The organism is Sulfuracidifex tepidarius (genome assembly GCF_008326425.1).
Classification (GTDB): Archaea; Thermoproteota; Thermoprotei_A; order Sulfolobales; family Sulfolobaceae; genus Sulfuracidifex; species Sulfuracidifex tepidarius.
Genome location: NZ_AP018929.1, coordinates 2,281,105 through 2,303,260, shown reverse-complemented (window position 1 = coordinate 2,303,260; position 22,156 = coordinate 2,281,105). Strand labels below are relative to the sequence as shown.

Below are 22,156 nucleotides of genomic sequence, written 5' to 3'. Positions count from 1 at the left end.
CTATATGGAATTTTTTGACAAATTAGAGGTAAACTTAGAGACATAATTAGATCCGTATTCCTTTGGGATAATGTAATAACTTTTGTCTTTTATCACAAGTCTTACGGGATAAACCTTTACTCTTTCGCTCCACTTTCTATGAAGGCTAGCTATGTACTGATGGTAACTCAATGGAACCACATACCGATGAGGCCTCACCACAGGAAACTCTTCGTCTTTTGCGTTGGCTGAGACGTTCAATATGTCAGCAATAGGTGAAAACAACTTATCTGGCTCTGGATCCCATCTTAATACTGGTTCATTTCTAGTTACAACTCCTGCTAGATTCATGAATAGATGAGCTACTCCTGCAGGTATTTTTAATGAAACGTCTGGATCCGCATCAAATTCTATTCTAATTCGTTTATGTAAGGTTGGAGAATTAGCTCTACAATCTACGAACTCTCCTATAATTTTTCCACCGTTCAAGGGAGGATTAATGTAAGTTAGCTTATCGTCTCCGGAAAGGTGAAGTGCGAAAAAGGGATAACTCCATTCGTCATTCTTTTTCGGCGCGTGATAAACTATAGTGGTAAATAATGAACCTTCTGAAGGTATGAGAATCCTGCTTCCTTCACCGGTATCAAAAAAATGATTTCTTTCAAAGACTAGTCCTTCTATTTCAGTAGACTTAACAATCTCGCCCAATTCATTCTACCTGAAAGGCATTTCTAGGCTGCTATTAACTCGTGACCATACTCTTCTACTATTTTCTTTATCTCTCTTTCATCTCTATTGGGATCACGTAGTAGCTCTTCAATCAGATTTGCTGTTGTTCTTTTCACACCTACACCGAGCGCTGCTATATTACCATTTAATAATTGCATCTCAAAAAATATATCTTGATCTTTTTCACCAGATTTATATATATATTCACTCATTTTTGCTCATTATAACTCTTATCAATCCTATATATATATATATTACTGTCATAATTAATGAAAAATAATTAAACTCTAGATGAGCGAGTCATTTTGAGGGTTGAATACTTTATAAATAATAAGGCTCTAACTTAAATATATTTTATTATTTATCCATAGATCTCTCCAATGATCTAACTTCCACATCATTTTTATGGAAAATAATTTTGATAAACTTTCAAATATCTCATTCGATCTAGTATATAAGGAAGAATATTATTATACTTTTAGTATAACGACATTCTTTATTTATAATTTATTTACTATATATTTTTAGTATTTCATTTTTTATTCTTCTATATATGATCGCTTTAGGATTTAACTTAATTGCGATTTCTATGTTTTCCTCAGCCTCTTTTATCCTGCCTAGCTTCATCAAACATAACGACCTCACATAGTAAAGGAAAGGATCTCTGCTCCCTAACTCTTCCGCCTTCTCAAGGTATTTGAGTGGCTCCTCATATTCTCCTACTTTCCTTAAGGAACTTGATAGGCTAAGCAGACAACTAATTAACTCCTTGTCCTTCAGACCCAACTCTAGAGCTCTCTTATAGTATCCTATTGCTATTCTCTCCTTATTTCTTCCGTCATAAATCATACCGATATAATAATATGCTCTACCATCACCAGGGTTCTCCTTTACGTATTCTTCAAAGAATGAGAGAGCCTCTCTGTATTTATTTTGATTAAAAAGAGAGATTCCATCGGTTATATTCATATTATAAGCTTATTTTTATTATAAAATATAACTCTTCTTTTAAAGGTTCTGAGGATACTAGGTAGACATGTAGACTCTACACGTCTCTTCTAAAGAATTCCAGCTCCATTGTTACCTGTCTAATATACTCGTTGCTGACATCTCTAGAGATTAGCTGAACTTCAAGCGGAATACCAGTTTTCTCTGTTTCTCCAAGTCTAAACGAATTCCTTCCATTCTTCATTTCATTTGGCTCATCCTTTTGCTTGATTAACACTTATTAGCTGTAAAATATTTTAACTTATAATAATGTTATTTAAAGAAATTTACATCTTTTATCTTAAACTTCAATAAAGCGAAGTGTAATAAAATTTTATTATTAATAGATATTGAAGAGAATGTTGAAGATAATATAAGCAGGGAGATATATGCGTCACCTACTAAACTAGAGTGAAAGTAAGTAACTTTACTTATATTAAGCTAATTTTTTTATTATCAATAAAATCATAATATATTATGAAAGCTCTCTCGTTTGAGAAAAGTGGAGTAGATAACCTGAAGGTAGCGGATGTCCAAAAGCCTGACGTGGGGACTCATGACGTTAGAATAAGGGTGAAGATGGCTGGAGTGAACCCAATAGATTACTTTGTAGTGAATGCCCTCCCTGTGAAACCCATGCCCCACATAGCTGGGGCCGAGATTTACGGAGAAGTTGAAGCTGTGGGAGAACACGTGAGAAACATCAAGAGCGGAGACCGTGTTGTGGTGTATAACAGGGTTTTCGACGGAACCTGCGACATGTGTCTATCGTCAAGGGAAATGCTGTGTAGGAACGGAGGCATAATGAGCGTGGTGACGAACGGAGGTTACGCTGAGTACTTCGTGGCTCCAGATAAAAACGTCTTCAAAGTGCCCGATTACATGAGCGACGAGCTAGCAGTGAGCATGCCCGTCTCTGCCCTCACCGCGTATCACGCGCTCAAGTCTGCAGGTGTCAGGGCGAACGAGAATGTAGTGGTTTTCGGAGCTTCCGGGAACACGGGTCAGTTCGCAGTTCAATTCGCCAAGAGGATGGGTGCCACAGTAGTGGCAGTGAGCAGGAAGGGTTGGTTAAAAGACTTCGGTGCAGACTACTTGATGGGGTACGAAAACGTAAAGGAAGAGGTATCCAGAGTAACCAAAGGTAAAATGGGGGACGTTGTCGTCAACTCTATTGGATCTTCCGTGTGGGATTCCAGCCTTCAAGTGTTGGGAGTCGCGGGGAGGATTGTGTTCTTCGGAGGGATCACAGGTTCTAACGTTAGTTTAGATCTCTCTCGTGTATACAGCAACTATACGAGGATAATAGGCACTACAGGAGGTTCGAGGCTCGACCTAATGGAAATATTGAACAGTTGCGATAAATGCAAAGTTAAGGTATGGAGGACTTATCCCTTAGAACAAGGTCAAGAGGCCCTCAAAATGTTATTTGACCCTTCGAGAGACGGCAGGATATTGATCAAGGTAAACTAAGTCTTTGTTTTTTTGTGTGTTTGAGGACAAGTTGTACTCACATGCATGTCTCTACACGCGGTCTTTTTTACCTCCACTTTTCATCTTCATCTTGAACTTTCTGTCAAAGGTAAGTAACGTAAGTTCAGTCTCCCAGCTACAGATAGTATTAGAAGGTCATTGAAATCGTCGTAACCTTTTACGGCTTCTTTATTACGTAGCGTATAATATACGTCTTCATTAGTGTTTTGGACTATCTCAATTTTTGGGTCGTTCAAGACCTCATTTAATATTTCTAAATTAAGACTGTTCTTTATGAAGAAATAAGCGATTTCCGAGACACATACCAGGGGTAAATATGCCTTATCTATGTCTTTCCATTCCTTAAGAGCTTCACAATGCTTTTCGTGATGTCTGAAAATAATCGCTACTATTAAGTTCGTGTCAACTATTGCTTCCAACATTCTCTCCGGCTTCATTTATATTGTCGATCTCCTCATCAGTTATTTTCTTACCCAACGTAAGGTTAAGGGATGCTATGTCCCCCTTCTTCTTCTGAATTATCATCTTATCACCCTCAACTGTCACTATCAACTTGTCTACGACCTCTATGCCGAGCTTTCGTCTAGCTTCGTAAGGTATTGCGGTTTGATAGTTTCTTGTCACCTCAACCTCTTCCATAAATAGTAACGATGACTAGTAATATATAAAAGTTATAAGTTATTATAGGAAACTAGAACGAAAAACGCATCGATCCATTTACCTAACGTAAGTTCGAGGTAGAGGCTCTCTATGAAAGTGGTGAATCTAGGAAGGATCATTTGATCTATCTTTCATTATTCTAGACTTTGTGTTGGAAATTCCACCACATTTCACGGAAAACTTGCTAATTAGAAATCAATCTTTACGTAAAACTTGACAGATCTAAAGCAAGTTTTAAGTTAAACTTGCCGTTATACTATCTCAAGATGTCCCTAATATCGCAGATGAGCTTTCAGAACCCGTGGTGGATAGACGTAAAGAGAATTTATGATGACGACCAAGTGAGGAAAGTCCTCTCCTCGAACCCGAGGTTTGTAATACCCCCTTCAGAGCAGAGTGCCCTCATTGTGGGACCTAGGCAGGTGGGGAAAACGACTTACATGAAGACGACCATAATGAGCCTCCTTGAGAAAGGTGTTGAACCCAAGAAGATATTTTTCTTTTCTTGTGATTCCCTGAAGGACAAGGAAGATCTCATATCTCTACTGTCACAGTACAGATCGCTCATCAACCAAGAGGGAGGGTTCATCTTCCTGGACGAAATAACTTTCGTGAGGGAGTGGAACGTTGGGTTACTCCATCTATTCAACGGAGGTTATTTCAAAGACTCCTTGGTGTATGTGAGCGGGTCCTCGTCTGTGTCCCTAAAGAAGGAGACTCTTCCTGGAAGACCCTTGATGAAAGTGTCCTTTCTTCCATTAAACTTTAGAATGTTCTTTGACATATTTTTCAAGAAAAGTCTGAACGTGGGTGCGTCCAACGTCCTTGACATGAAAGGTCTTCAAGCTAATGCGATGAAGCTAGTCCCGTACTTGGGTGAGCTCAACAAAGCCTTATTCGAGTACTTGAAGAGAGGGGGAATTTTCGCGACTAATTACGTCGATGGCGATCCTTTGTATTCCCTCTATGAGACCTATAAGGACGCAGTGTTGAGCGACCTAGCTAAACTGGGCAAGGACGAGAGGATATTCAAGGAAATAGTCGAGAAGGTCATAGACTCTTACGGCTCTAGGATCTCTGAGAACACGATAGCGAGAGACACATCGATAGGATCTCATAGCACAGTGTCAAACTACTTGGACCTGACTGAGAACCTCTTCATGTTGAGGGTCTTCCGAAAGATAGAGGGAAACAAAGTAAACAACAAGTCGTTCAAGAAGATATACTTCACCGACCCGTTCATCTATAGGGTAATGAAGAGATACACAAAGGGACTGGGCGACATGGAAGAGGGAGAAATCCCCCACGTGATAGAGGGCGTGGTTGGTGAGCACTTAGCTAGAGAATACAATGGCGTGGGGTACACTTTCTTTAAAGGTGGAAGGGAAGTGGATTTCGTAGTGCAAGGTATCGGGATAGAGGTCAAGTGGGGGAAGGGAAATTTCACGGACTTAAGGATGGAAAAAGGATACATACTCACGTTTGACGAGATGGAGTTCGGCGATAAGAAAATCGTGTTGCCCTTGTCAATATTTCTCTACTTAGTATCATCAAAAAAGATATTTTATGAATTATAGTGTTCGCTAAGGTTTCGTCTTTGCCCTGGAGATTAAGGATAGAGGATGAGAACTGCCTTCCCTTACTAGGGTATTTCATTGTAGAACATGCTAGAACGGAGACTGTAACTAATGACGAAACTTGCTTTTTCGTGCTATCTAAGTTATCTAATCAGATATACCATCTTTCTTCCGATTATATGAATTAAAAATAACTGATTTATTTTTTGTATGTTTTCCCCACTTTAGCTACCATATCTTTCGTCTAGTCAGACATAGGACATAGTTAGCGGAGACATTCTTGAGCAGTCTGTATCGTCCTGTCCATCTAGGTTTCCAACTTACAAGGTTTCCTGGTTCTCATAACTCATTTCAGTTGTAACAGAAACGGACGAAGCACTCGCTAACTTTAAAAATGTCACAAGGATGAAAAAGTTAAAGACCAATTTATGAATATAGCAAAATATTTAATCCCTTATATAATTTTTTCTACTTTAGCTTTTTACTTCGCTAAGGATGGTGTGGAACACTCTTCACCCGTTTTCTTCATGGGGATCAGGTACGTGATAGCCGGACTCCCTCTCCTCCTCTTTGTTAGAAAGATGGTAATAAACAAGGACACTGTGGTTTTAGCTCTCCTCACTTCAATAAGCTCAGTGCTCTGGGGTTACGGTCTGGTTTACGTTTCTCCCAGCGAGTCTGCGGTCTTGAGCTACTCAATGCCGATCTTCTCTTTACCGATAGCTCTCCTCCTGATAAAGGAGATACCTCAGAAGGAGGAAATAGTCGGACTCGCAGTAGCGTCTCTAGGTCTGGGAATTTACAGCATACCCTTAATGAGAGGTTTCCAGCTGGAAGGGGCTGTCCTCACGTTAGCTAACGCGTTCTTCTGGGCTTCCTATACTGTTTATTACAGGAAAATGAAGGACATGGATCCCATGGTAGTCAACACGTCTCAGCTCCTCATAGGCGGGCTTATGATACTCGTGGTTTCTCCATTGTTTGGGACTCAGATCGCCTTCACTGTCAACGAGGTAGGGGACCTGCTCTTCGTGAGCACCTTTGGAGGGTCAGTGACATTTCTCCTCTGGAACATGATGATGAAGTATGAAAAGGTGAATAAGGTCACTGTGGCTAGCTACTCTATTCCAATTTTCACTACTGTCCTCCAGTCACTCACGTCCTACAGCTTGCCTTCATCTTACTCCGTCTCTGGGCTCACCTTAATGACGCTAGGAATAGGAGTGTCAAGGTTAAAGGGAGGAATAGGAAAGGTGAAGCCGAAGAAGAGACTAGGACAAGTTCACAGACCTACGTGATACTGGGGAAGTTCTATATTGAAACATTTACTTCTTACTCTTTCTAACTCTTTCTAATTACCAATCTTAAACTAGTGTCATTCTTCTAATTCTTGTGGACTCCAACGCAGGCCTAACCTTGGTCCTTCTCATTGCGGGAGGACTTGGGTTGGTCCTCAGCAGGATTAAGATATCCCCTGTGGTCGCTTACCTGCTCGCAGGCTTTCTTGGGAAGACCTTGGGCTTCTCTTACCCTCCTGATCTTTTCAACTTCCTGACCTTACTCGCCACGGGTCTGGTTTCGTTCGAAATAGGAGCTACCTTAGACGTGAAGAACCTTCGTGCCACGGGGAGAAGAGTGACTTTCACTGTCCTGATAGAGAGCTCCATAGTGCTGATCGCGGTCTTCCTGACTTCTAAATTCCTCGATATTTCGCTCATCCAGACAGTAATGATAGGTATCATAGGGGTTGACTCCAGTACGAGCATAGTCTACAAGATGTCTGAGAGGAGAGTAGACCCTAAGGATAGGTCATTCATGTTAGCCGTGAGCTCAGTAGAGGACGTAATGGTCTTCGTGCTCTTCTCCTCTCTGCTTGGAGAAAGTGTGATTTACACGGTGTTCTTCTCTATAGCTTCCCTGATGATAGGCATAGGGATTTCAAAGTACTTCATAAGGTATAACTTATCTCTAGGGACGGAGAGCGTCATACTTTCGGCAGTTTCCTCAATTTTCTTTTTCAATCTCATAAGCGGGCTTGTGGACATACCCTCCTCCCTTGGTTCCTTCATCCTAGGCCTCTCTGTCGCGAGCGCAGTTAACAACGCTGAGAAAGTAGTGGAAAGCCTCAAGGGTATACGGGACTTCTCCCTGATTTTCTTCTTCATTATAGCGGGGACTTACTTTCAATTCTCATGGGACGCCCTACCTTTCCTCTTCGTTCTCATAGCCTTGAAGTACTTCGCGTTCAGCTTCGCTACTTGGATAACCGGAGACCAATTCTTGAAGGCATTTAGGCTCGGTCTTTACATGACCCCGCTCAGCGAGTTCGGTCTCATCCTCTCCATGAACGCCATGAGCTTGGGCTATCAAGTACCTCTAGCCTACGACGTATCGACACTCGTTATAACAGGCTCCTCCACGATCTCCTCCATACTGGTCCTGTTCGAGAGGACTATCCTGAAGGGACTATCCAGGGTATCACAGACCCAGCTTGTAACTCAGACTGACTACGTAATCAGATCCCTATCCGCGAGGGACATTAAGATAAGGTATCCTTACTTCTTGGCCGTCCTGACAAAGTTTTCATTTTACAGTATTGCATTGTTATTTTCCTCTTATATCGTGGGAGGTGTAGCAGACCTTTTCCTGCCTGGGTCTCTCTCAGAGCTAACTAGGGCATTGCTTTTTCTCATTACTTGGTTTTCAATTACAGCTATTTGGTTCTTTACGGTGTTGAGGCTAACTTACAAGATCGACCCACTACTGAGGGGAACTGTGAGGGGAATACTGTACCTAATTTCAGGTACTCTTTCTCTGGATTGGATGGTAACTGGAGTGGAAGTCTACTCTCTCCCAATCCCTGGGATAGTTTTGGCTTCAATTGTGTTGCTTGTCATTTTAGTATTGTCTTTTCTCTTCAGGCACAGGATCAGTAAAATAGTCGGTTCCTCAGTCTAACAAGTTCCAAATAGACAATCCTCCAATGTAAGTACAAAATATTATTAGGAAGAGACAAGAAAGTAAATAATCAATGGTATATAGGCAGTGCGTCAAGGGAAGCCCTGAGATGTGCGAGCTGGAAGTACAGATAAGCGATGAGAACGAAGTATATGTGGTCAGGAACGGAATAATTAAACGGATTAAAAATTACAAGGAAATAATGCCTTACATTTCCATGCTTACCCCTGCTTTCAGGGCCTTAGTAATAGGTAAACTTGAGGAGGGGGAGAAGGTATATGCCTCACTTTACAACACGACTCCAGTGAAGGAGGTACACAAGACCGCTGAAGGTGTTTATAGTATATGGAGGAACGGACTGCCTAGCCACGTTAGCTTCACGGATATGCCCGAAGACTCTATCGTCTACTTGCCCCCTTCAAAGCTCATAGAGATAGGGAACGGGTATTTCGTGGATAAAGAGCCCCTCTTCAGACCTGCTGATAAGTTCAATGAAATGGCTGAGAACGGGGTTTACATATTCGGACCTCAGGTCTGTGTCGGGATGAGGGGCTGTTCGGTCTTCGGAGACGAGGAGTACAACATCAGAAAGATAGACAAGGACCTCTTCGTGATAAAGCTTTGGATGTATTACCTGATCCTAGGTAAAGGGCAGATTATCTCAAACAATAAGATAAGCGAATTCTCTAGGGTGATAATCACAGTGACCGAGAAAGGTGTAACAAACTATTCTGGTAACTCCTCAGGCCCGGTGAAGATTTCTATTGAGACTTCTAGATCAGAAATTACAATAAAGTTTAACGAAAAGAAGCTGTCTCTAAGCTGTACTCCATACGACGAGGTTAAGGCAAATATAAGCGTAGATAGAGAGATAGCCCAAGCGTTAAACAGCTTCTTCTCCTCAGTTAACTTATTTCGATAACTCCGGATGGGGGCAAAGATCTATGAAAATTTAAAATTCAATTTGTAGGACAAGCGCATGTAAGCCTATAAATTGGGTGGAACCCAACCTATGAAGTAACCTCCTCTTCTAACCATTTTGAAGTTATAATAGAATACTCTAGGGCTATACACCTTGGGCTCCCTAATGGGTACGGGATTCAGAGGAACGTCATCAGTTACCTTTTCTGATTGGAACACGAAAACCTCTTTGGGTGTGAAAGGTAGAATAACCCTTATAGACAATGAGTAGGCGTAAGGGATGAACACTCCAGCATAGCTCCATTTACTATTGAACTTCTTCAAACTCTCTTCTACACTCATGGGATAGAAGAGCGGGACACTTTCCTTCTTTTTCTCCACGTTAATTTTCATATTTTTAAGGGAAACGATCTTAGTGGCTGACTCCTTGTTTCCTATACTGTCTACTTTAATTTCCTTAGATACTCTATAAATTATTCCTTCATTTATTATATTACTATTTATTGACAATTTATTGCCTGTCTTCACAAGAAAACCTATATCGATGAGAAACTTAGTGTACGAGTTTCCTATCCTTTCCCTTATCTGAAACTTAGTCAGTTGATTGCCTGCCTGAATTTCTTTAAGCAGTTCTATTAGATCCTTTAAGCTCTTCTGAATCTGTCATCTCCAAATATCTTCTAACCTCTTCTTCTATAAAATTAATGCTCTGAGAAATTTCATACAGCTTTTTTATTTTTATTGCTATGTTTTTTCCTTTCTCTGTAAGTTCGAAATAACTATCACCTTTTTGTTTTACTATTCCTTTCTTTTCTAAACTATTTATGTATTTTTCAAATATCATAGAATTTATTCTCAATGTCTTTATGATTGATGCCCTAGTTTCCTGTCCAGAGCTCATCGCTAGTATAATTTCCATTTCAAGGCAAATAGAGCTTCTTCTTGTTGTCATTAAATCCCTTTAGTTAAATAAAATGGTTATAACTTATGTTGCCTTGAACGTAGATTAGATTGAAAGAAACCTAAACTTTTAATTCATGAATTGAGTGCTAACTAAAGCTTTTATCTTTTGAAGTGCAATTATAATGTTTATAGTAGGAAACTGAATTAAATTAAAAGAAAATTCAGAGTGACTTTCCCATTGAATATAGAATAGTAAGCAAATAGTCCCTTAACTCTCTCGTTATCAGGAAGTTCTGTCTTACATGTTCCTTCCCCCTGCTTCCAAGGAGAGAACCGTATTCCTTGTTCTTCAAGAGGAAAGTCATGTAATGTGATGCCCCTTCCACGCTGTCAACTAGGTACCCTGTTACGCCGTGGATCACCTGAAGCGGTATCCCGCCGGTGTTCCCTCCTATGACTGGTCTCTCCTTCCATAATGCCTCGCTCACCGTCAACCCGAACCCTTCCTTGATAGACTTCTGCATCACCAGGGAAGAAGCCCTCTGGAACGCATTTATCTCCAGATCGCTCCCAGGAGGTAACATGAGGAGGTGTATGTCTTTTTCACCGTCCACTTCCTTGACTACTTCGTTATATACTATCTCTCCCTCTGGGTCGTCAGACGCCGGGCTACCGACGTAAACTAGCTGTGAGTCAACGTGGTTCCTGGTGAGCTTGAAAGCCTTTATTACTCCTATCGGGTCCTTGGCCCTATCGAAACGCGAGACTTGTGTGATGATAGGTTTGTCCTCCTTTATGTCGTATTTCTTCAGCACCCTCCTGACTGTAACGTCATGGATTTGAGAGTTCTTCACAGAGAGAGGGTCTATTGAAGGTGGGATGATGAACTGAGGTATCTCCATGTCGTCCCTTCCGAAGGAAGGTACTGAGATTATCATGCTTTTGTACTGAGAGACGTATTGGCTCAGGAACTTCCATGTGGGAGGATATGGGTTTGAAATGTCTATGTGGCACCTCCATATCCAAGTATTGTTCTTCCTGTACTTCACTAATCCAGCAGGTTGAGGGTCGTGGATGAACATGACGTCGTAGTCGAGGGGGACCTCCGTGGAGTTGATTTCCTGCCACTTGTCGTATATCTTGAAGTGCTCATCTGTGAGGTTCCCTGCACCGTTTTGAAGCGAGTTGTGGAACGCTTTAGTCACGTTGAAGAACTCCGAGTCTCCCCTTATTACCTTCCAGTCCACGTTGATACCGAGGTCCTTCATGAGTGGGACCATCCTATTGAGGATCTCAGCGACTCCCCCACCAGCCTTGGTGGAGTTCACGTGTAGGACTGAAACTCCCTTCAGTTTCTCAGCTATCTTCACTATACCGTCTATTTCCTGTTCTCCAACGATTGGAGCATACTTCTCGATCATAGCAACTCCTCCTCTAGGTTCTCTATCAGGTCTTCCCTGAGCTTCTCCTCGCTGGTGTACGTCTGGGGGTCTATAGAGGACAACTTAGAGGACAAGTCCTTGAGCCCGAAGTTCTCCTCCAGCCACAAAGAGAAGTCGTTCTTAGGACTCATCCCGAGGATCCTCTTCGACACGAAATGCCACACCACAGACCTAGGGTCTACAGTAGCTAACGTGTCCAGGAACTCAGCCAGGGTAGATGCTCTCTTTCCAGTATCGTAAACTATGGGATAGCACGATACGAAGACGAACTCCCTAAGGCCTTCCCTCACACTCTTGTATGAGCTGATGACGTTGAAGAGGTCCTTCCTGACGTCCTCAGCTGTCTTCGGTTCAGCTCCTGGTAAGTCAGCCACTTTCTCAGCAAGTTCCCTAAGTCCCAGTGATTGGTCTATCCAAACTGCGAAGTCGTTAGGTAGGTCTTCTGTAACGAGGTGCGATGTGAATATAGGATGGAACATGTGGTAGAAGATCGAGTACTTATCAGCTTTAGCTATTCCGTCAGCTAACTGAACCAGGTTAGTTGCCTTCAATTTGGAGTATTTCTTCGGGTAATAAGCACCTTGAAAAACGAAGGGTATACCCTTACCGTAGCTGTAGATATCCATTTCACTTAAAATTCTCTTTTATTGTTTATAAATATAGATACGTCACCAAACCGAAGAGTCGAGCGTCATGGAGTTCAGGGCCCAAGCTGCTTCCCTCATGGAGATCACGCCTATCACTTTTCCTTGTCCGTCCACGACCACTAAGTGTCTTATCCCTTCGTTATTCATGAGCAGAATTGCCTCCGACACGTCCTTGTCTGCTTGTATCGTAACCACTCCCTGTGTCATCACTGAGGAGACCTTCTCGTCAAGCGAAATACCGTTCGCTATAGCGTTTATCACGTCTCTTTCTGTGAAGAACCCCACGGGGTTCCCACCGGACTCTACGAGCAAAGAACCTACTCCTTCCCTCTTCATGATTACGCATGCTTCCCTTATAGAAGAATCAGGAGCGACCTTAACCGGTTCTCTCTTTATAAGTTCTCCTACGTCCATTATCATTCATCTGATCATATACATATTTAAAACCTATCATGGATTTCTACCCTCTTTGAAATACGTAGTAAAAACGAAGAAACGTAATTTTTAGTGAACTATCCCGCCTCATGGACGTAAATTCCACGTAACTTCCTTTCTCGTCACTCTACCTCACCAGGACTGGTAGAGGATGACGCTCCAGTGGCTTTACGGTCCTTCATGAGTCTACTGCAGATTCAGTTTATTTAAATAATTATAATAAAATTAATTGAATGTTTTCAAGTCGACAAGGTAAGGATTTGCGCTTAGCAATCTACTTCATTATACTCGTCTCTTCTTGAAATATAACTTGCAGAGGTCACATGAGTCGCCGTTCCCTGAAGAACACCCTAATTTTTTTGTCCTATTTAGGATATCTTTTAAAGGAATAGCCTTAGCTCTCTTTATCAACTCTTTGTCTTCCGATACTAGGATAAGCCCATTTGATTCAGCGGAACAGACGTATGAAGCGTCATAAAAAGTTAAGCCCTTTTCTGACGCTACTTTCATCACCTCATCTAATGGAGGGCCTTCCAACACTCTGAGCTCCTTCATGAATTTTTTGAAAAAGTTTAGCCAGTGAGATGGGGTCCACGATCTTTTTGCGCACAGAAAACTCTCTCCATATTACGTTTCCTACTTCGTAGAAAGTTAAACTCAATATGTGAACTCTACTCACATCAATTTCATCGATGTAGTTGAGAACAGGGTATAAAGCAGAAGTATCGAAGAGAAACCTATCTTTCATTCCTATCCTCTCTGACTGCCTTTACCCAGTCCTCTTCTCGTACGTCCTTCATCAAGTCTTTAATCTTAGTAGCAGTGTCCCTGAGTTCATCTCCCTTCTTCTCATTTATTGCATTCTCTAATGCTTTCTCAACAACTTCTCTAAAGTTAATTCCTAACTCTTCTGCCTTCTTCTTTAGTTCCCTCCTGACCCTTACGCTTATTACGTCTGATATAGTCATATATACGAAAATAATGTATATAAGAGTTAAAAGACACAATAAATAAAATACAAATAAGAGAAAGAGGAATTAATAGAACTTGATAAGAAAAAGGTTAATTATTATTAATTATAATCAGAGATTTCTCCAACAAGTTCATCAACTGTGACTGCTGAGACGAACTGGTGGACATCCCCACGTACAAGTTTAACAGCAAACCGTCGTACTTGAAGCTGAGTATAGTGTCGTACTTGGACACGTGAACTCCTGAAGAAGGCAACATGTTAAGTATAGAGGTTGACACGTTCAACACGTATGCTTGGAACTGAGTCCCGTTGTACTCGAAAGTGACTATCTGGACGTAAGATGAGTTCCCGTAGAGGTATTGGTCCTGAATGGACACGTTCATTGCGTCCTTCATGTTCCCAGACAGGTAATACATTGGATCTGCAGCTGAGAACTTGTCCACGCTCACGTTATAGTACTTACCGTTATAGAAAAGGTATTGGACGTCACCATTAGATATGGAAGCGTTCAGCGTACACGTTGGGTCGAAAGTCCACTTATTACCCAACACGCTACTCACCTCACTTGAAGTCAAGCTCAGGTTGAAAGGTAGCTTGATCTCCTTTGGAGCCACACTCACAGTTGGCTCTTTGGTCGAGACGGAAGATGAAGGGGAGAGGCCCAAGTTAGTTGCTACGTCCTCTAGCACTTGCGTCATCGCTGTTTTACTCTGAGCGGGTTTGAAGTAGATATTGAACATGTAAGTCGAAACAGCCCCCACAACGGCGCAGTATCCGCTACCGCTGTAGAACCCGTAGTAGAGGTCTCCTTTTGAGGTAGACACATAGTAAGAAGAGGACTTAGCTGAGCTGTAAAGCTGACTGGCGAGAGACGAAGACATGTTGACTAGATCAAGTTCTATTTCGTCGTTTCCGTTAACGAACTTCAGGTGATATCCTCTCACCACTCCACTGACGAATGATGCGGGAGAGCTTGGGAAATACCCGAGTACTGCTTCTTCCTGGTGTATGAGGTACGAGAATGGATCCTTTCCTATGGCAGTATCCACGGGATATACTTTAGGACTCCCTTTATAGTAGTGATATGTCACGTTTCCGTTGCTTACCGTGTAGTTATACGATCCGCTCTCATCAAAGCTCCACGTACCTCCTACAGCCTTTTCAAGGTCGCTGGTCGATAGGTAGCCTGAAAACGATGATTCAGTCACTTCAGACTTCTTGCTCAGATACGGATATAGAGACGCCAAGGCTACTAGGATAACCAATATAGCTATACCTACAGCCAAAATTTTCTGGTTCTTATTCATAGGAAAAATGAATTACGGAAATAAAAAAGGATGACCAATATAAAATACATAGTTAATATTAAGGAAATATGTATCACAAAGAAGTATATAGTCTAACAGACCTATATAATAACATGTAATAACAGGATCATGTGGGACTCACACTTCAGTTACCACGGTTATCGTTGTAACTGTTACCTAGAAATATGTTGGCATTTTTCTGACGATTGCGACTATTATATAGATTAAAAGAAGCTGAACCTTTCGTATGCTTGTTACTCTAGAGCTTGAACACGTCCAAGCTGATGTCTAATGCTCTTGAAGAGTGAGTAATGAACCCGCTGGAGATAACGTCAACTCCAGTAGAAGCGTACTCTTTCACGTTCTCTGGGTTTATGTTTCCTGACGCTTCCAGGATGACCTTTCCTTTCAACCTTTCAACAACTTCCCTCACTTGGGCCGGCGTCATATTATCGAGTAAGATAGCGTCAGCCCCCTCATTATACGCTATTAAAGCGTCCTCCAGTGATAATACCTCTATTTCCACCTTTTTCGTGAAGCTGGTCATGGACTTGACTTTCCTCAAGCTCTCAGAAACCCCTCCCAAGAGGGAAATGTGGTTGTCCTTTATCAGTACGGCGTCAAACAACCCGAGTCGGTGTGGGTCTCCTCCTCCTATCTCTATAGCGTATTTCTCAAAGTCCCTGAGGCCTGGAGTGGTCTTCCTTGTCCCAGCTATCTTCACCTCAGGGTTAACCTCCTTAGCTTTCTTCACCATTTCCATGGTTGAGGTTGATATCCCTGAAAGTTTAGACACAACGTTTAGAACAGTCCTCTCCACAGCTAGGACTACTTCACCGTCCCCCTCAAAACGCAGTACTACATCTCCTCTGTTGACTTGTGTGCCATCCTCAGAGAACCCTTTCACCTCCAGCCCCATGTATTTAAGGAAGGGGATCACTATCTTCACTCCACACAGAACTCCCGAGTCCTTTACTTTGATCTCGGCATATGCCCTTATCCCCGAGGCGAACCTCCCGGTCACGTCCTCAGGGTATGCGTCCTCCTTTAGGAAAGAGAGCAGTTTCTCGATCACGAAAGTGTCCAACATTACTTCTTTATTGCTGTTATGAAATTTTTAAATACTAGAGTCCCGTTCTCGGTGTGTTTGACCTCCGGATGGAACTGGACCCCGAACACTGTGTTGTCTTGATTCACCATTGCTTGAACCTTAGAGCTGGGGCTTGACGCTAATACCCTGAACCCAGGAGGCGGTTCTATGACTTCGTCCCAGTGGCTCTCCCACGCATTGAACTGCTTGGTGAACCCAGAGAGTATCGTATCGTTGTCCAAGACCTCCACTTTCACCAACCCGTACTCCGGCGATACAGCTTTCCTTACCTTACCTCCCAACACGTAGGAGATGAGTTGATGTCCTAGACATATCCCAAGCTTCGGAACGCTGGTCTCCTTAACGTATACAGGGGAATTCCCCATCTTAGAGATCTCCTCTTCCACGGAGAAAGGCCCACCGCTGAACACTATCCCGTCAAATGCGTTCAGCTCCTCCACTCCCCTGTCAGGAGAGACGGTCATCACGTCTACACCCAGATACTTCAAGTTCTTAAGTATGAGGTGGTTGTACTGGCCCCCGTAATATATTAAGGCAATTCTCACGGTACCCTTTAAAGGAACCAAATTTATAAATATAAAGGTTAGAGTGGGACCTAATTCAGGCAAGAATCTATTTCTCTCTATAAGCCACAAAGCCTAAGTGCTCTAACTTTTATTTATTTAACTTAAAAAATTAAAAAGATATAATAATAAAATTCTTAGATTATTTTAATATTCAAGCTTAAAAACACATAAGAGACTCACATTACATGAACGACAAAATACTTTTCGTGTTCATGACCGGAAGGGAGAAAACATGGTTAAGCTCTTAGCTAACGTCGGAATGGCGTCAAAGATCAAGGAGGCTGACCCTAACATATACGTGGAAATGATATTCTTAACTCCTGCAGTTGAGGCATTGAACAAGAAGCAAGCCATGTTCAAACCTATTCTAGATTCCATCAGGAAAGCTAAGAAGAGAGGAGTTAAAGTGATCGCTTGCGAGGTGGCAATGAAGAACGTCGGTTTGGACAAAGATGACCTAGAGGAAGGGCTAGTGGACGAGTTCGCTCCAGTAGGAGGCATATATGTACTCAACAGGATAAAGGAGGGGTACGAAACCTTAACCATTTAAAGGTCAAATATCAAATTTTTCGTTAAACGAAATTTTAGATAAGTTTATAAATTCACCTACCTTCCTGATAACTATGTCTGACGAGTACGACTTAAATTACGCTAAGAGAGCTTTGTTCATCTTAGCTCCCATAGCTATAATGGTAATGTATACTGAAGCAATGTTAATACCTTCTCTTCCGACAATCGCGAGCGACTTCGGAGTTAACTCAGCCACTGTGAGCTGGGTACTCACTGCTTACTTGATAAGCGGAGTCGTGGCTAACCCGATTGTAGGCAAACTAGGCGACATATACGGTAAGAAGAAGATACTAGTTGTCGTGATGTCAATCTACGCTGTAGCTGTCACGCTAAACGGGTTCGCCCCGAACTTCGACGCTTTCGTGGCATTCAGGGTCCTTCAGGGAATAGGCCTAGGTATGTTTCCATTGGCTTTCAGCTTGATACGTGAGGAGTTTCCTCCCAAGATGGTCCCCAAGGCACAGGGCACGGTAAGCGCAATGTTCGGGATAGGCTCTGCCATAAGCCTTCCGATAGCAGGATATATCGCTCAGACCTTCGGTTGGCAGTACACTTATCACACTGTAATTCCGGTTGTAATTTTACTAGATATATTAACCATAAAATACATAAGGGAGTCGAGGTTCGTTAACCGTGACAGTAAGATCGACTATTTAGGAGCTGCAATGATGGGGATTTCACTCACCATGCTTACACTAGGTTTCTCCGAGGCCCCAACATGGGGATGGACTTCGCTGGAGTTCTTCTCTGTGATGGCCCTTGGAGGAATCCTGTTCGCTTCGTTCATATTCTATCAGAGCAGGGCCAAGTTCCCGCTGATCTCAACTAAACTGTTGAGCAGGAGGAACGTGTTAGTGGCTAACCTAGCTGCGCTGGTGGCTGGAATAAGCATGTTCATGGCTTATCAGTCTCTATCGTACCTTTACGAGCTTCCTACCCCTGTAGGTTTCGGCTTAGACATCCTGAGTACTGGGTTACTCCTCTTGCCCGTTTCTCTAATGCAGATAGTTGGAGCAGCAGTAGCGTCTAGGTCTGTGGTAAAGAGTGGCACCAAACCCGTTCTAGTGGGAGCGTCAGCCCTAGTTTCAGTGTTCTACTTCCTTCTAGGACTTGTGTCGATAAACGGCTCTAACGCAGGAGAGCTCTCAATAACATTCTTAGCAGCAATGATGATGCTCGGGTCAGCTATGCTGAACGTAGTCCTCATAAACGTATTGACTTTCTCTATAGAGAGGAAATTCCTGGGAGTGGCAACCGGAATGAACACGGTATTCAGGCTCATAGGCGGTGCCTTCGGTCCATCAATAGCAGGGTCTCTGTTAGCTACATATTACAGCTACCGTGTGTACCCCATGACAGTGAACGGAGTTACGAGTTACATGACCGTCAAGCTGCCGACTGACTTTGCCTTCCAAGCTACGTTCTTCATTGCAGCTGGTGTAGGGCTTGTAATGGTGCTGATAGCTCTAATGTCCAGGAACATAGACATTTCAAAAATACCTGAGAAACAAGTTACTACTAACACACCAACCACTGATGTGACAGTGAATAAGTCTTCTAACACTGGGGTCTCCCAGTCGGAGTTCAATTTTAAAGGATCTGATCTCAACGTGAAAGGAAGTGAAAGTCAAGAAAAGAACGTTTGATTTTATTAGTTTTGAAGCTTCAAACTCTTTTCCTAGATAAAATCCAATTTTTATTATTTTTATAATTTAAAAATAAATTATAAATCTTAATAATGGAGACGTTAAAAATAATGAAAAACTTATAAGGTAATCGGTTGAACTTAAAACTGAGTCGGAATGATTAAGTGTAACAAATGTGGATATGAAAACAAGGACGATGCGCGCTTCTGTGCTAAGTGTGGCTCTCCTCTTATGTTCAACTTTCCTCCAACTCCACCATCAAATTACACACCTCCTCAAGCTGGATCTAAGTTTCCGATGAAGGCAATTTTAGCTCTTGTAGCAGTAGTCGTAATTTTGATAGTGATCGCGGGAGTCCTTCCTGCTTTCATACAACCTAATGGAGAGATTCTGACCCCCTCTCAGGTCTCCTCTGTGGTTGGAGGTACTTGGAAGGTGGGAAATAACACGTTCTACTTCTCGGTTCAAGGCAACAAGGTGTCAATAAATTACCTTAATGGTACCAAGGAGGAAGCAGATTATTCCACCTTCTTCTCTTCCTCGACGTCCGGATCGATGCAAGTCAGTGAAGGTCTCTCTTCAGGACAAGAGGAGGTCTTGTACGGCTCTATTAATGATACTCCACTGACCCTACAGGCAGCGGAGTTATGTTACGATAATTCTACATACTCCAATGAAACATATTTGACTTTAGCCTTGCTCTTTGGTATAGGAGGTCATGAAGTTCAAATTTCAAATAACACGTTTGTGGAGAACATAACAAATACGCAAGGTTCATTGATAGTATCTAGAAATGGAGACCAAGTAAACCTCTTAATAATGAATGGAATCTATCTTTCGGAAGGTCAACTGGAGTCGTTGACTCAAGACTTCTGATTGCTTTAATGATGAGTTTTTTTATGTCTACTAAAAAAGAGGTATTAAACCAACTTACAATTTTCTTTTTTCCTAATTATGAAATCAGTTATGAATTTGAACTTTTTTACGTTTATCTTAATAGGGTTTAAGAAGACAGAGACCCCTTCAGAGGGGTTAGAGAAGCTTCGCTTAGTTATGACCAAGACTCTGTTTTCGCTATAATTATCTACTTTGGGAGACCGAGAACCATCAGAGTGATTTGATGTTGTACGCGTATTATCTACCATATAAACTTTTGGTATATCCCTAGACTGAACTGTCGTGACGGGAATTCCTTCACGATAGAGATTAATTTCTCAGCTTCAGCCTTCGCAGTAATGGTAGAGAGTGAATCTCTGAGTCGCGGATATTTTAGTCCAGAGCGCGTTTAATGTATGAAAAAGGTATTTATAATTGTTTTAAACGAAATATAATTTATGAATTTCCTACTTTTTGCAATAATGGGAGGATTTATCATAACTACTGTCTTAATGACTTTCTACATATTAAGGAAACCCAAGTTTGTCGATACTATAATTTTCTATTTCGTCTACGCTTCCTATTACACTGCTCTTCTGATTTATTATTTAGGCAATCTAGTTCTAGCAATAATCTTGGGAATATCTATAATGTTGGCTTTCATTTCCTTTAGGTTTCTCAAGAACCTTAAATTACTTTAGGCTATTTGATAGCTAAGAAGATCGACGTCTCCTTCTGGCCAGAACAGTAAGTAGAATTAGGATAACAATTCCAGCGACTATGTAGTAAGGCGAACCAGATACGACTTCTCTTTCAACTATGGGTTGATTTACAGTTACGTAAAAGCCGTTTTTAACATCATAAGTTCCTATCCACTGGGTTGGTAGGAGGCTCTCTTGGTAAAGTCTAATTTTAGAACCATCTCTGACCCAGAACGTTTGAGCCCCCTGCATAGTAATTAACTTTACCAGAAACTGCTTCTGATAGACAGGAGTGAGGTTAATCGGAGAGCATATTTTCAACATATCGTTTCCTTCTAGCGAGTATCTAGTAGTACCCTCAAGTATTGTCTCAGGCAACCTTATGCTATCCCCCTTTTTGACCCAAACGTGCGTTGTACCGTTAGGAAGATTCAGAGAGACCTCCACTATCTCCTCGTATGTTATAAATATCGTCTTGGTCTGGAAAACGTCAGACGGCTGTACCGACACTGAGAGGTTTTCAGGAACGAGATCCACGCTTGCGTTAGTGATATTAGTTAGGTTCTCCCGGAAAGCAGAATCGATGTAGATCAGCTCCTTGCTGATAATCTCATGGTTCACTACGTTCTCTATCTCGACTGCGGTGAAGGGGGTAACAAACGAGTAGTTGTCCGTTAGAAAGGACGGATTTTCTTCCCCAGCATAAAGATCGACTAATCCATTAAGGTAAGCATGGACATCTAGGGACCTCTCTGCAGTGTCTGTTCCGAAATCATAAATTGATTTAAAAGGTACCACGTGAGTGTTGTTGTAGAACAAACCCAAAGACGCGTTTAAGGCGGAGAAACAGGATTGAGACCCGCTCCCTGGTCCCCCGAAGACTAATTCCGCATCGAATAGGCTTCCTTGAGGTGTCTCACGGGGCGAAACTAGTATGCAGGACGATGTAGAGTTAAGTACAGGGATGCTCACGTTATCGTACCAGACTACTGATGGTGGGACGAAGCTTCCGTTCTGTATTATAACGTAACCGAAACTTACTGTGAGGTGAGCTTCATTTCTGGTTTCCTTCTCCAGGAGGTATCCTGCAAAGGGGAACTTGATAAGTTCCCAAGGTTCGGAGAACACATAGTATGACCCCTCGTTGGAATTCAGGATCTCTCCTTTCCCTGATGCGTTCAGAGTAGAGTATTGGGAAGAGAAGTTCCATACGTTGTCTAAGACCTTAATTGCGTTATCACTAGTGTTAAAAAGCAATACGTTCTGAATCCAGAACGAAAAATTGTTTTCGGTAGTCCGAGTTAGGACTACCGAGTTGAGCTGTAAGCTAGCCCCATGAGGGAACATAGAACAAGTGCTTGTAGATTTCACATTAGTGATATTAAAATATCCTAAGATCTCGTGGGTCGCCACAGTGAAAAACGAGATCTTGCCGCTTTCATTGGCTACTCCGTAAACCCCGATACCAGATGGGAGGATTGTACACTCCATGTAATAGTCTAACTTCTTCACGACACTGTTTTCCGAGGCAGTCATGACAGGTGAAATCAAAAAGAGGACGACCATGAGCAAAGCTATTACTTCTCTCATGCGTGATCTCATTGAAAATTGTAGTTTAAACTTTAATCCAAAGAAGTTTTTTTAGAAGCATAATTGAGCTATTCACCAATTGAG

General features: G+C 42.0%; 25 protein-coding genes and 1 pseudogene. 9 read left to right on the top strand and 17 right to left on the bottom strand.

From position 1 onward, the window contains the following. From IC007_RS11660 to IC007_RS11645, 4 genes are all read right to left on the bottom strand, one after another. The gene (locus IC007_RS11660) at positions 1-687 is read right to left on the bottom strand and encodes a dTDP-4-dehydrorhamnose 3,5-epimerase family protein (protein WP_054845779.1); all 687 of its coding nucleotides are present in this window, start codon (positions 685-687) and stop codon (positions 1-3) included. 23 nt (positions 688-710) lie between these two features. After that, positions 711-920: a hypothetical protein gene (locus IC007_RS11655; protein WP_054845778.1), complete on the bottom strand. Its 210-nt coding sequence runs from the start codon at positions 918-920 to the stop codon at positions 711-713. Positions 921-1,215: 295 nt separating this feature from the next. Then, positions 1,216-1,677, bottom strand: coding sequence for a tetratricopeptide repeat protein (locus IC007_RS11650; protein ID WP_054845777.1), 462 nt, complete (start codon positions 1,675-1,677; stop codon positions 1,216-1,218). A 76-nt stretch (positions 1,678-1,753) separates the two neighbouring features. Further along, positions 1,754-1,933 (bottom strand): hypothetical protein, encoded by a 180-nt coding sequence (locus IC007_RS11645; RefSeq protein WP_054845776.1) that lies wholly within the window; start codon positions 1,931-1,933, stop codon positions 1,754-1,756. Between the two features lie 239 nt (positions 1,934-2,172). On the opposite strand from IC007_RS11645, the gene IC007_RS11640 reads away from it, so the two are divergent. Next, the gene (locus IC007_RS11640; protein ID WP_054845775.1) at positions 2,173-3,168 is read left to right on the top strand and encodes an alcohol dehydrogenase catalytic domain-containing protein; all 996 of its coding nucleotides are present in this window, start codon (positions 2,173-2,175) and stop codon (positions 3,166-3,168) included. Between the two features lie 86 nt (positions 3,169-3,254). Here IC007_RS11640 and IC007_RS11635 read toward each other — a convergent pair whose 3' ends face one another. Beyond that, entirely contained in the window at positions 3,255-3,626 is a 372-nt protein-coding gene (locus tag IC007_RS11635; RefSeq protein WP_232048927.1) for a PIN domain-containing protein, read from the bottom strand. Further along, complete coding sequence (locus IC007_RS11630) at positions 3,592-3,828, bottom strand: AbrB/MazE/SpoVT family DNA-binding domain-containing protein (protein ID WP_054845774.1); 237 nt, start codon at positions 3,826-3,828, stop codon at positions 3,592-3,594. The genes IC007_RS11635 and IC007_RS11630 overlap by 35 nt, the downstream gene beginning before the upstream one ends. A gap of 287 nt (positions 3,829-4,115) precedes the next feature. Here IC007_RS11630 and IC007_RS11625 point away from each other — a divergent pair, with 287 nt between their 5' ends. From IC007_RS11625 to IC007_RS11610, 4 genes are all read left to right on the top strand, one after another. Then, entirely contained in the window at positions 4,116-5,426 is a 1,311-nt protein-coding gene (locus IC007_RS11625) for an ATP-binding protein (protein WP_173569919.1), read from the top strand. A 428-nt stretch (positions 5,427-5,854) separates the two neighbouring features. After that, on the top strand, positions 5,855-6,724 hold the full coding sequence (locus IC007_RS11620; protein ID WP_149528808.1) for a DMT family transporter: 870 nt from the start codon (positions 5,855-5,857) through the stop codon (positions 6,722-6,724). Positions 6,725-6,818: 94 nt separating this feature from the next. After that, positions 6,819-8,384: a cation:proton antiporter gene (locus IC007_RS11615; protein WP_054845772.1), complete on the top strand. Its 1,566-nt coding sequence runs from the start codon at positions 6,819-6,821 to the stop codon at positions 8,382-8,384. Positions 8,385-8,457: 73 nt separating this feature from the next. Then, complete coding sequence (locus IC007_RS11610; RefSeq protein WP_054845771.1) at positions 8,458-9,306, top strand: hypothetical protein; 849 nt, start codon at positions 8,458-8,460, stop codon at positions 9,304-9,306. A gap of 65 nt (positions 9,307-9,371) precedes the next feature. Here IC007_RS11610 and IC007_RS11605 read toward each other — a convergent pair whose 3' ends face one another. From IC007_RS11605 to IC007_RS11560, 10 genes and pseudogenes are all read right to left on the bottom strand, one after another. Next, the gene (locus IC007_RS11605; RefSeq protein WP_149528807.1) at positions 9,372-9,833 is read right to left on the bottom strand and encodes a hypothetical protein; all 462 of its coding nucleotides are present in this window, start codon (positions 9,831-9,833) and stop codon (positions 9,372-9,374) included. A 94-nt stretch (positions 9,834-9,927) separates the two neighbouring features. Beyond that, on the bottom strand, positions 9,928-10,257 hold the full coding sequence (locus IC007_RS11600) for a winged helix-turn-helix domain-containing protein (protein WP_084739702.1): 330 nt from the start codon (positions 10,255-10,257) through the stop codon (positions 9,928-9,930). A 172-nt stretch (positions 10,258-10,429) separates the two neighbouring features. Beyond that, a complete protein-coding gene (locus tag IC007_RS11595) occupies positions 10,430-11,629 on the bottom strand; it encodes a glycosyltransferase (protein WP_054845768.1) in 1,200 nt (399 codons plus the stop codon). Next, positions 11,626-12,276 carry a DUF5752 family protein gene (locus IC007_RS11590; protein ID WP_054845767.1) on the bottom strand — a complete coding sequence of 217 codons (651 nt, stop codon included), beginning with the start codon at positions 12,274-12,276 and terminating at the stop codon, positions 11,626-11,628. Before IC007_RS11590 ends, IC007_RS11595 begins: the two co-directional genes overlap by 4 nt. Positions 12,277-12,318: 42 nt before the next feature. Continuing rightward, entirely contained in the window at positions 12,319-12,711 is a 393-nt protein-coding gene (locus IC007_RS11585; protein ID WP_054845854.1) for a CBS domain-containing protein, read from the bottom strand. 390 nt (positions 12,712-13,101) lie between these two features. Further along, positions 13,102-13,480, bottom strand: a pseudogene (locus IC007_RS11580) (type II toxin-antitoxin system VapC family toxin); the annotation flags it as partial. After that, entirely contained in the window at positions 13,470-13,694 is a 225-nt protein-coding gene (locus IC007_RS11575; protein ID WP_054845853.1) for an AF_0619 family ribbon-helix-helix protein, read from the bottom strand. The gene IC007_RS11575 and the pseudogene IC007_RS11580, both read right to left, overlap by 11 nt. 100 nt (positions 13,695-13,794) lie before the next feature. After that, complete coding sequence (locus IC007_RS11570; RefSeq protein ID WP_149528806.1) at positions 13,795-15,012, bottom strand: hypothetical protein; 1,218 nt, start codon at positions 15,010-15,012, stop codon at positions 13,795-13,797. 259 nt (positions 15,013-15,271) lie between these two features. Next, positions 15,272-16,102, bottom strand: coding sequence for a carboxylating nicotinate-nucleotide diphosphorylase (gene nadC, locus IC007_RS11565; RefSeq protein WP_054845765.1), 831 nt, complete (start codon positions 16,100-16,102; stop codon positions 15,272-15,274). Beyond that, positions 16,102-16,668 (bottom strand): GMP synthase subunit A, encoded by a 567-nt coding sequence (locus IC007_RS11560; protein WP_054845852.1) that lies wholly within the window; start codon positions 16,666-16,668, stop codon positions 16,102-16,104. Before IC007_RS11560 ends, nadC begins: the two co-directional genes overlap by 1 nt. A gap of 253 nt (positions 16,669-16,921) precedes the next feature. On the opposite strand from IC007_RS11560, the gene IC007_RS11555 reads away from it, so the two are divergent. The 4 genes from IC007_RS11555 to IC007_RS11540 all read left to right on the top strand — a co-directional run bounded on the left by IC007_RS11555 (position 16,922) and on the right by IC007_RS11540 (position 20,482). Then, positions 16,922-17,239: a DsrE family protein gene (locus IC007_RS11555; RefSeq protein ID WP_054845764.1), complete on the top strand. Its 318-nt coding sequence runs from the start codon at positions 16,922-16,924 to the stop codon at positions 17,237-17,239. A 73-nt stretch (positions 17,240-17,312) separates the two neighbouring features. Further along, positions 17,313-18,905: an MFS transporter gene (locus IC007_RS11550; protein ID WP_084739700.1), complete on the top strand. Its 1,593-nt coding sequence runs from the start codon at positions 17,313-17,315 to the stop codon at positions 18,903-18,905. A 156-nt stretch (positions 18,906-19,061) separates the two neighbouring features. Continuing rightward, positions 19,062-19,781, top strand: a complete 720-nt coding sequence (locus tag IC007_RS11545; protein ID WP_084739698.1) for a zinc ribbon domain-containing protein — start codon at positions 19,062-19,064, stop codon at positions 19,779-19,781. 458 nt (positions 19,782-20,239) lie between these two features. Beyond that, positions 20,240-20,482 (top strand): hypothetical protein, encoded by a 243-nt coding sequence (locus IC007_RS11540; RefSeq protein WP_054845762.1) that lies wholly within the window; start codon positions 20,240-20,242, stop codon positions 20,480-20,482. A gap of 12 nt (positions 20,483-20,494) precedes the next feature. Here the strand turns inward: IC007_RS11540 and IC007_RS11535 are convergent, their stop codons facing one another. Continuing rightward, positions 20,495-22,072, bottom strand: a complete 1,578-nt coding sequence (locus IC007_RS11535) for a thermopsin family protease (RefSeq protein ID WP_162302144.1) — start codon at positions 22,070-22,072, stop codon at positions 20,495-20,497. Positions 22,073-22,156 lie beyond the last annotated feature (84 nt).

Bases quoted from the DNA above. Each gene is read 5' to 3' on its own strand.
- IC007_RS11625 (WP_173569919.1), top strand. From the start codon at position 4,116: ATGTCCCTAATATCGCAGATGAGCTTTCAGAACCCGTGGTGGATAGAC.
- IC007_RS11620 (WP_149528808.1), top strand. From the start codon at position 5,855: ATGAATATAGCAAAATATTTAATCCCTTATATAATTTTTTCTACTTTA.
- IC007_RS11635 (WP_232048927.1), bottom strand. From the start codon at position 3,626: ATGAAGCCGGAGAGAATGTTGGAAGCAATAGTTGACACGAACTTAATA.
- IC007_RS11610 (WP_054845771.1), top strand. From the start codon at position 8,458: ATGGTATATAGGCAGTGCGTCAAGGGAAGCCCTGAGATGTGCGAGCTG.
- IC007_RS11555 (WP_054845764.1), top strand. From the start codon at position 16,922: ATGGTTAAGCTCTTAGCTAACGTCGGAATGGCGTCAAAGATCAAGGAG.
- IC007_RS11535 (WP_162302144.1), bottom strand. From the start codon at position 22,072: ATGAGAGAAGTAATAGCTTTGCTCATGGTCGTCCTCTTTTTGATTTCA.
- IC007_RS11630 (WP_054845774.1), bottom strand. From the start codon at position 3,828: ATGGAAGAGGTTGAGGTGACAAGAAACTATCAAACCGCAATACCTTAC.
- IC007_RS11655 (WP_054845778.1), bottom strand. From the start codon at position 920: ATGAGTGAATATATATATAAATCTGGTGAAAAAGATCAAGATATATTT.
- IC007_RS11600 (WP_084739702.1), bottom strand. From the start codon at position 10,257: ATGACAACAAGAAGAAGCTCTATTTGCCTTGAAATGGAAATTATACTA.
- IC007_RS11545 (WP_084739698.1), top strand. From the start codon at position 19,062: ATGATTAAGTGTAACAAATGTGGATATGAAAACAAGGACGATGCGCGC.
- IC007_RS11640 (WP_054845775.1), top strand. From the start codon at position 2,173: ATGAAAGCTCTCTCGTTTGAGAAAAGTGGAGTAGATAACCTGAAGGTA.
- IC007_RS11650 (WP_054845777.1), bottom strand. From the start codon at position 1,677: ATGAATATAACCGATGGAATCTCTCTTTTTAATCAAAATAAATACAGA.
- IC007_RS11540 (WP_054845762.1), top strand. From the start codon at position 20,240: ATGAATTTCCTACTTTTTGCAATAATGGGAGGATTTATCATAACTACT.
- IC007_RS11585 (WP_054845854.1), bottom strand. From the start codon at position 12,711: ATGGACGTAGGAGAACTTATAAAGAGAGAACCGGTTAAGGTCGCTCCT.
- IC007_RS11570 (WP_149528806.1), bottom strand. From the start codon at position 15,012: ATGAATAAGAACCAGAAAATTTTGGCTGTAGGTATAGCTATATTGGTT.
- IC007_RS11590 (WP_054845767.1), bottom strand. From the start codon at position 12,276: ATGGATATCTACAGCTACGGTAAGGGTATACCCTTCGTTTTTCAAGGT.
- nadC (WP_054845765.1), bottom strand. From the start codon at position 16,102: ATGTTGGACACTTTCGTGATCGAGAAACTGCTCTCTTTCCTAAAGGAG.
- IC007_RS11595 (WP_054845768.1), bottom strand. From the start codon at position 11,629: ATGATCGAGAAGTATGCTCCAATCGTTGGAGAACAGGAAATAGACGGT.
- IC007_RS11550 (WP_084739700.1), top strand. From the start codon at position 17,313: ATGTCTGACGAGTACGACTTAAATTACGCTAAGAGAGCTTTGTTCATC.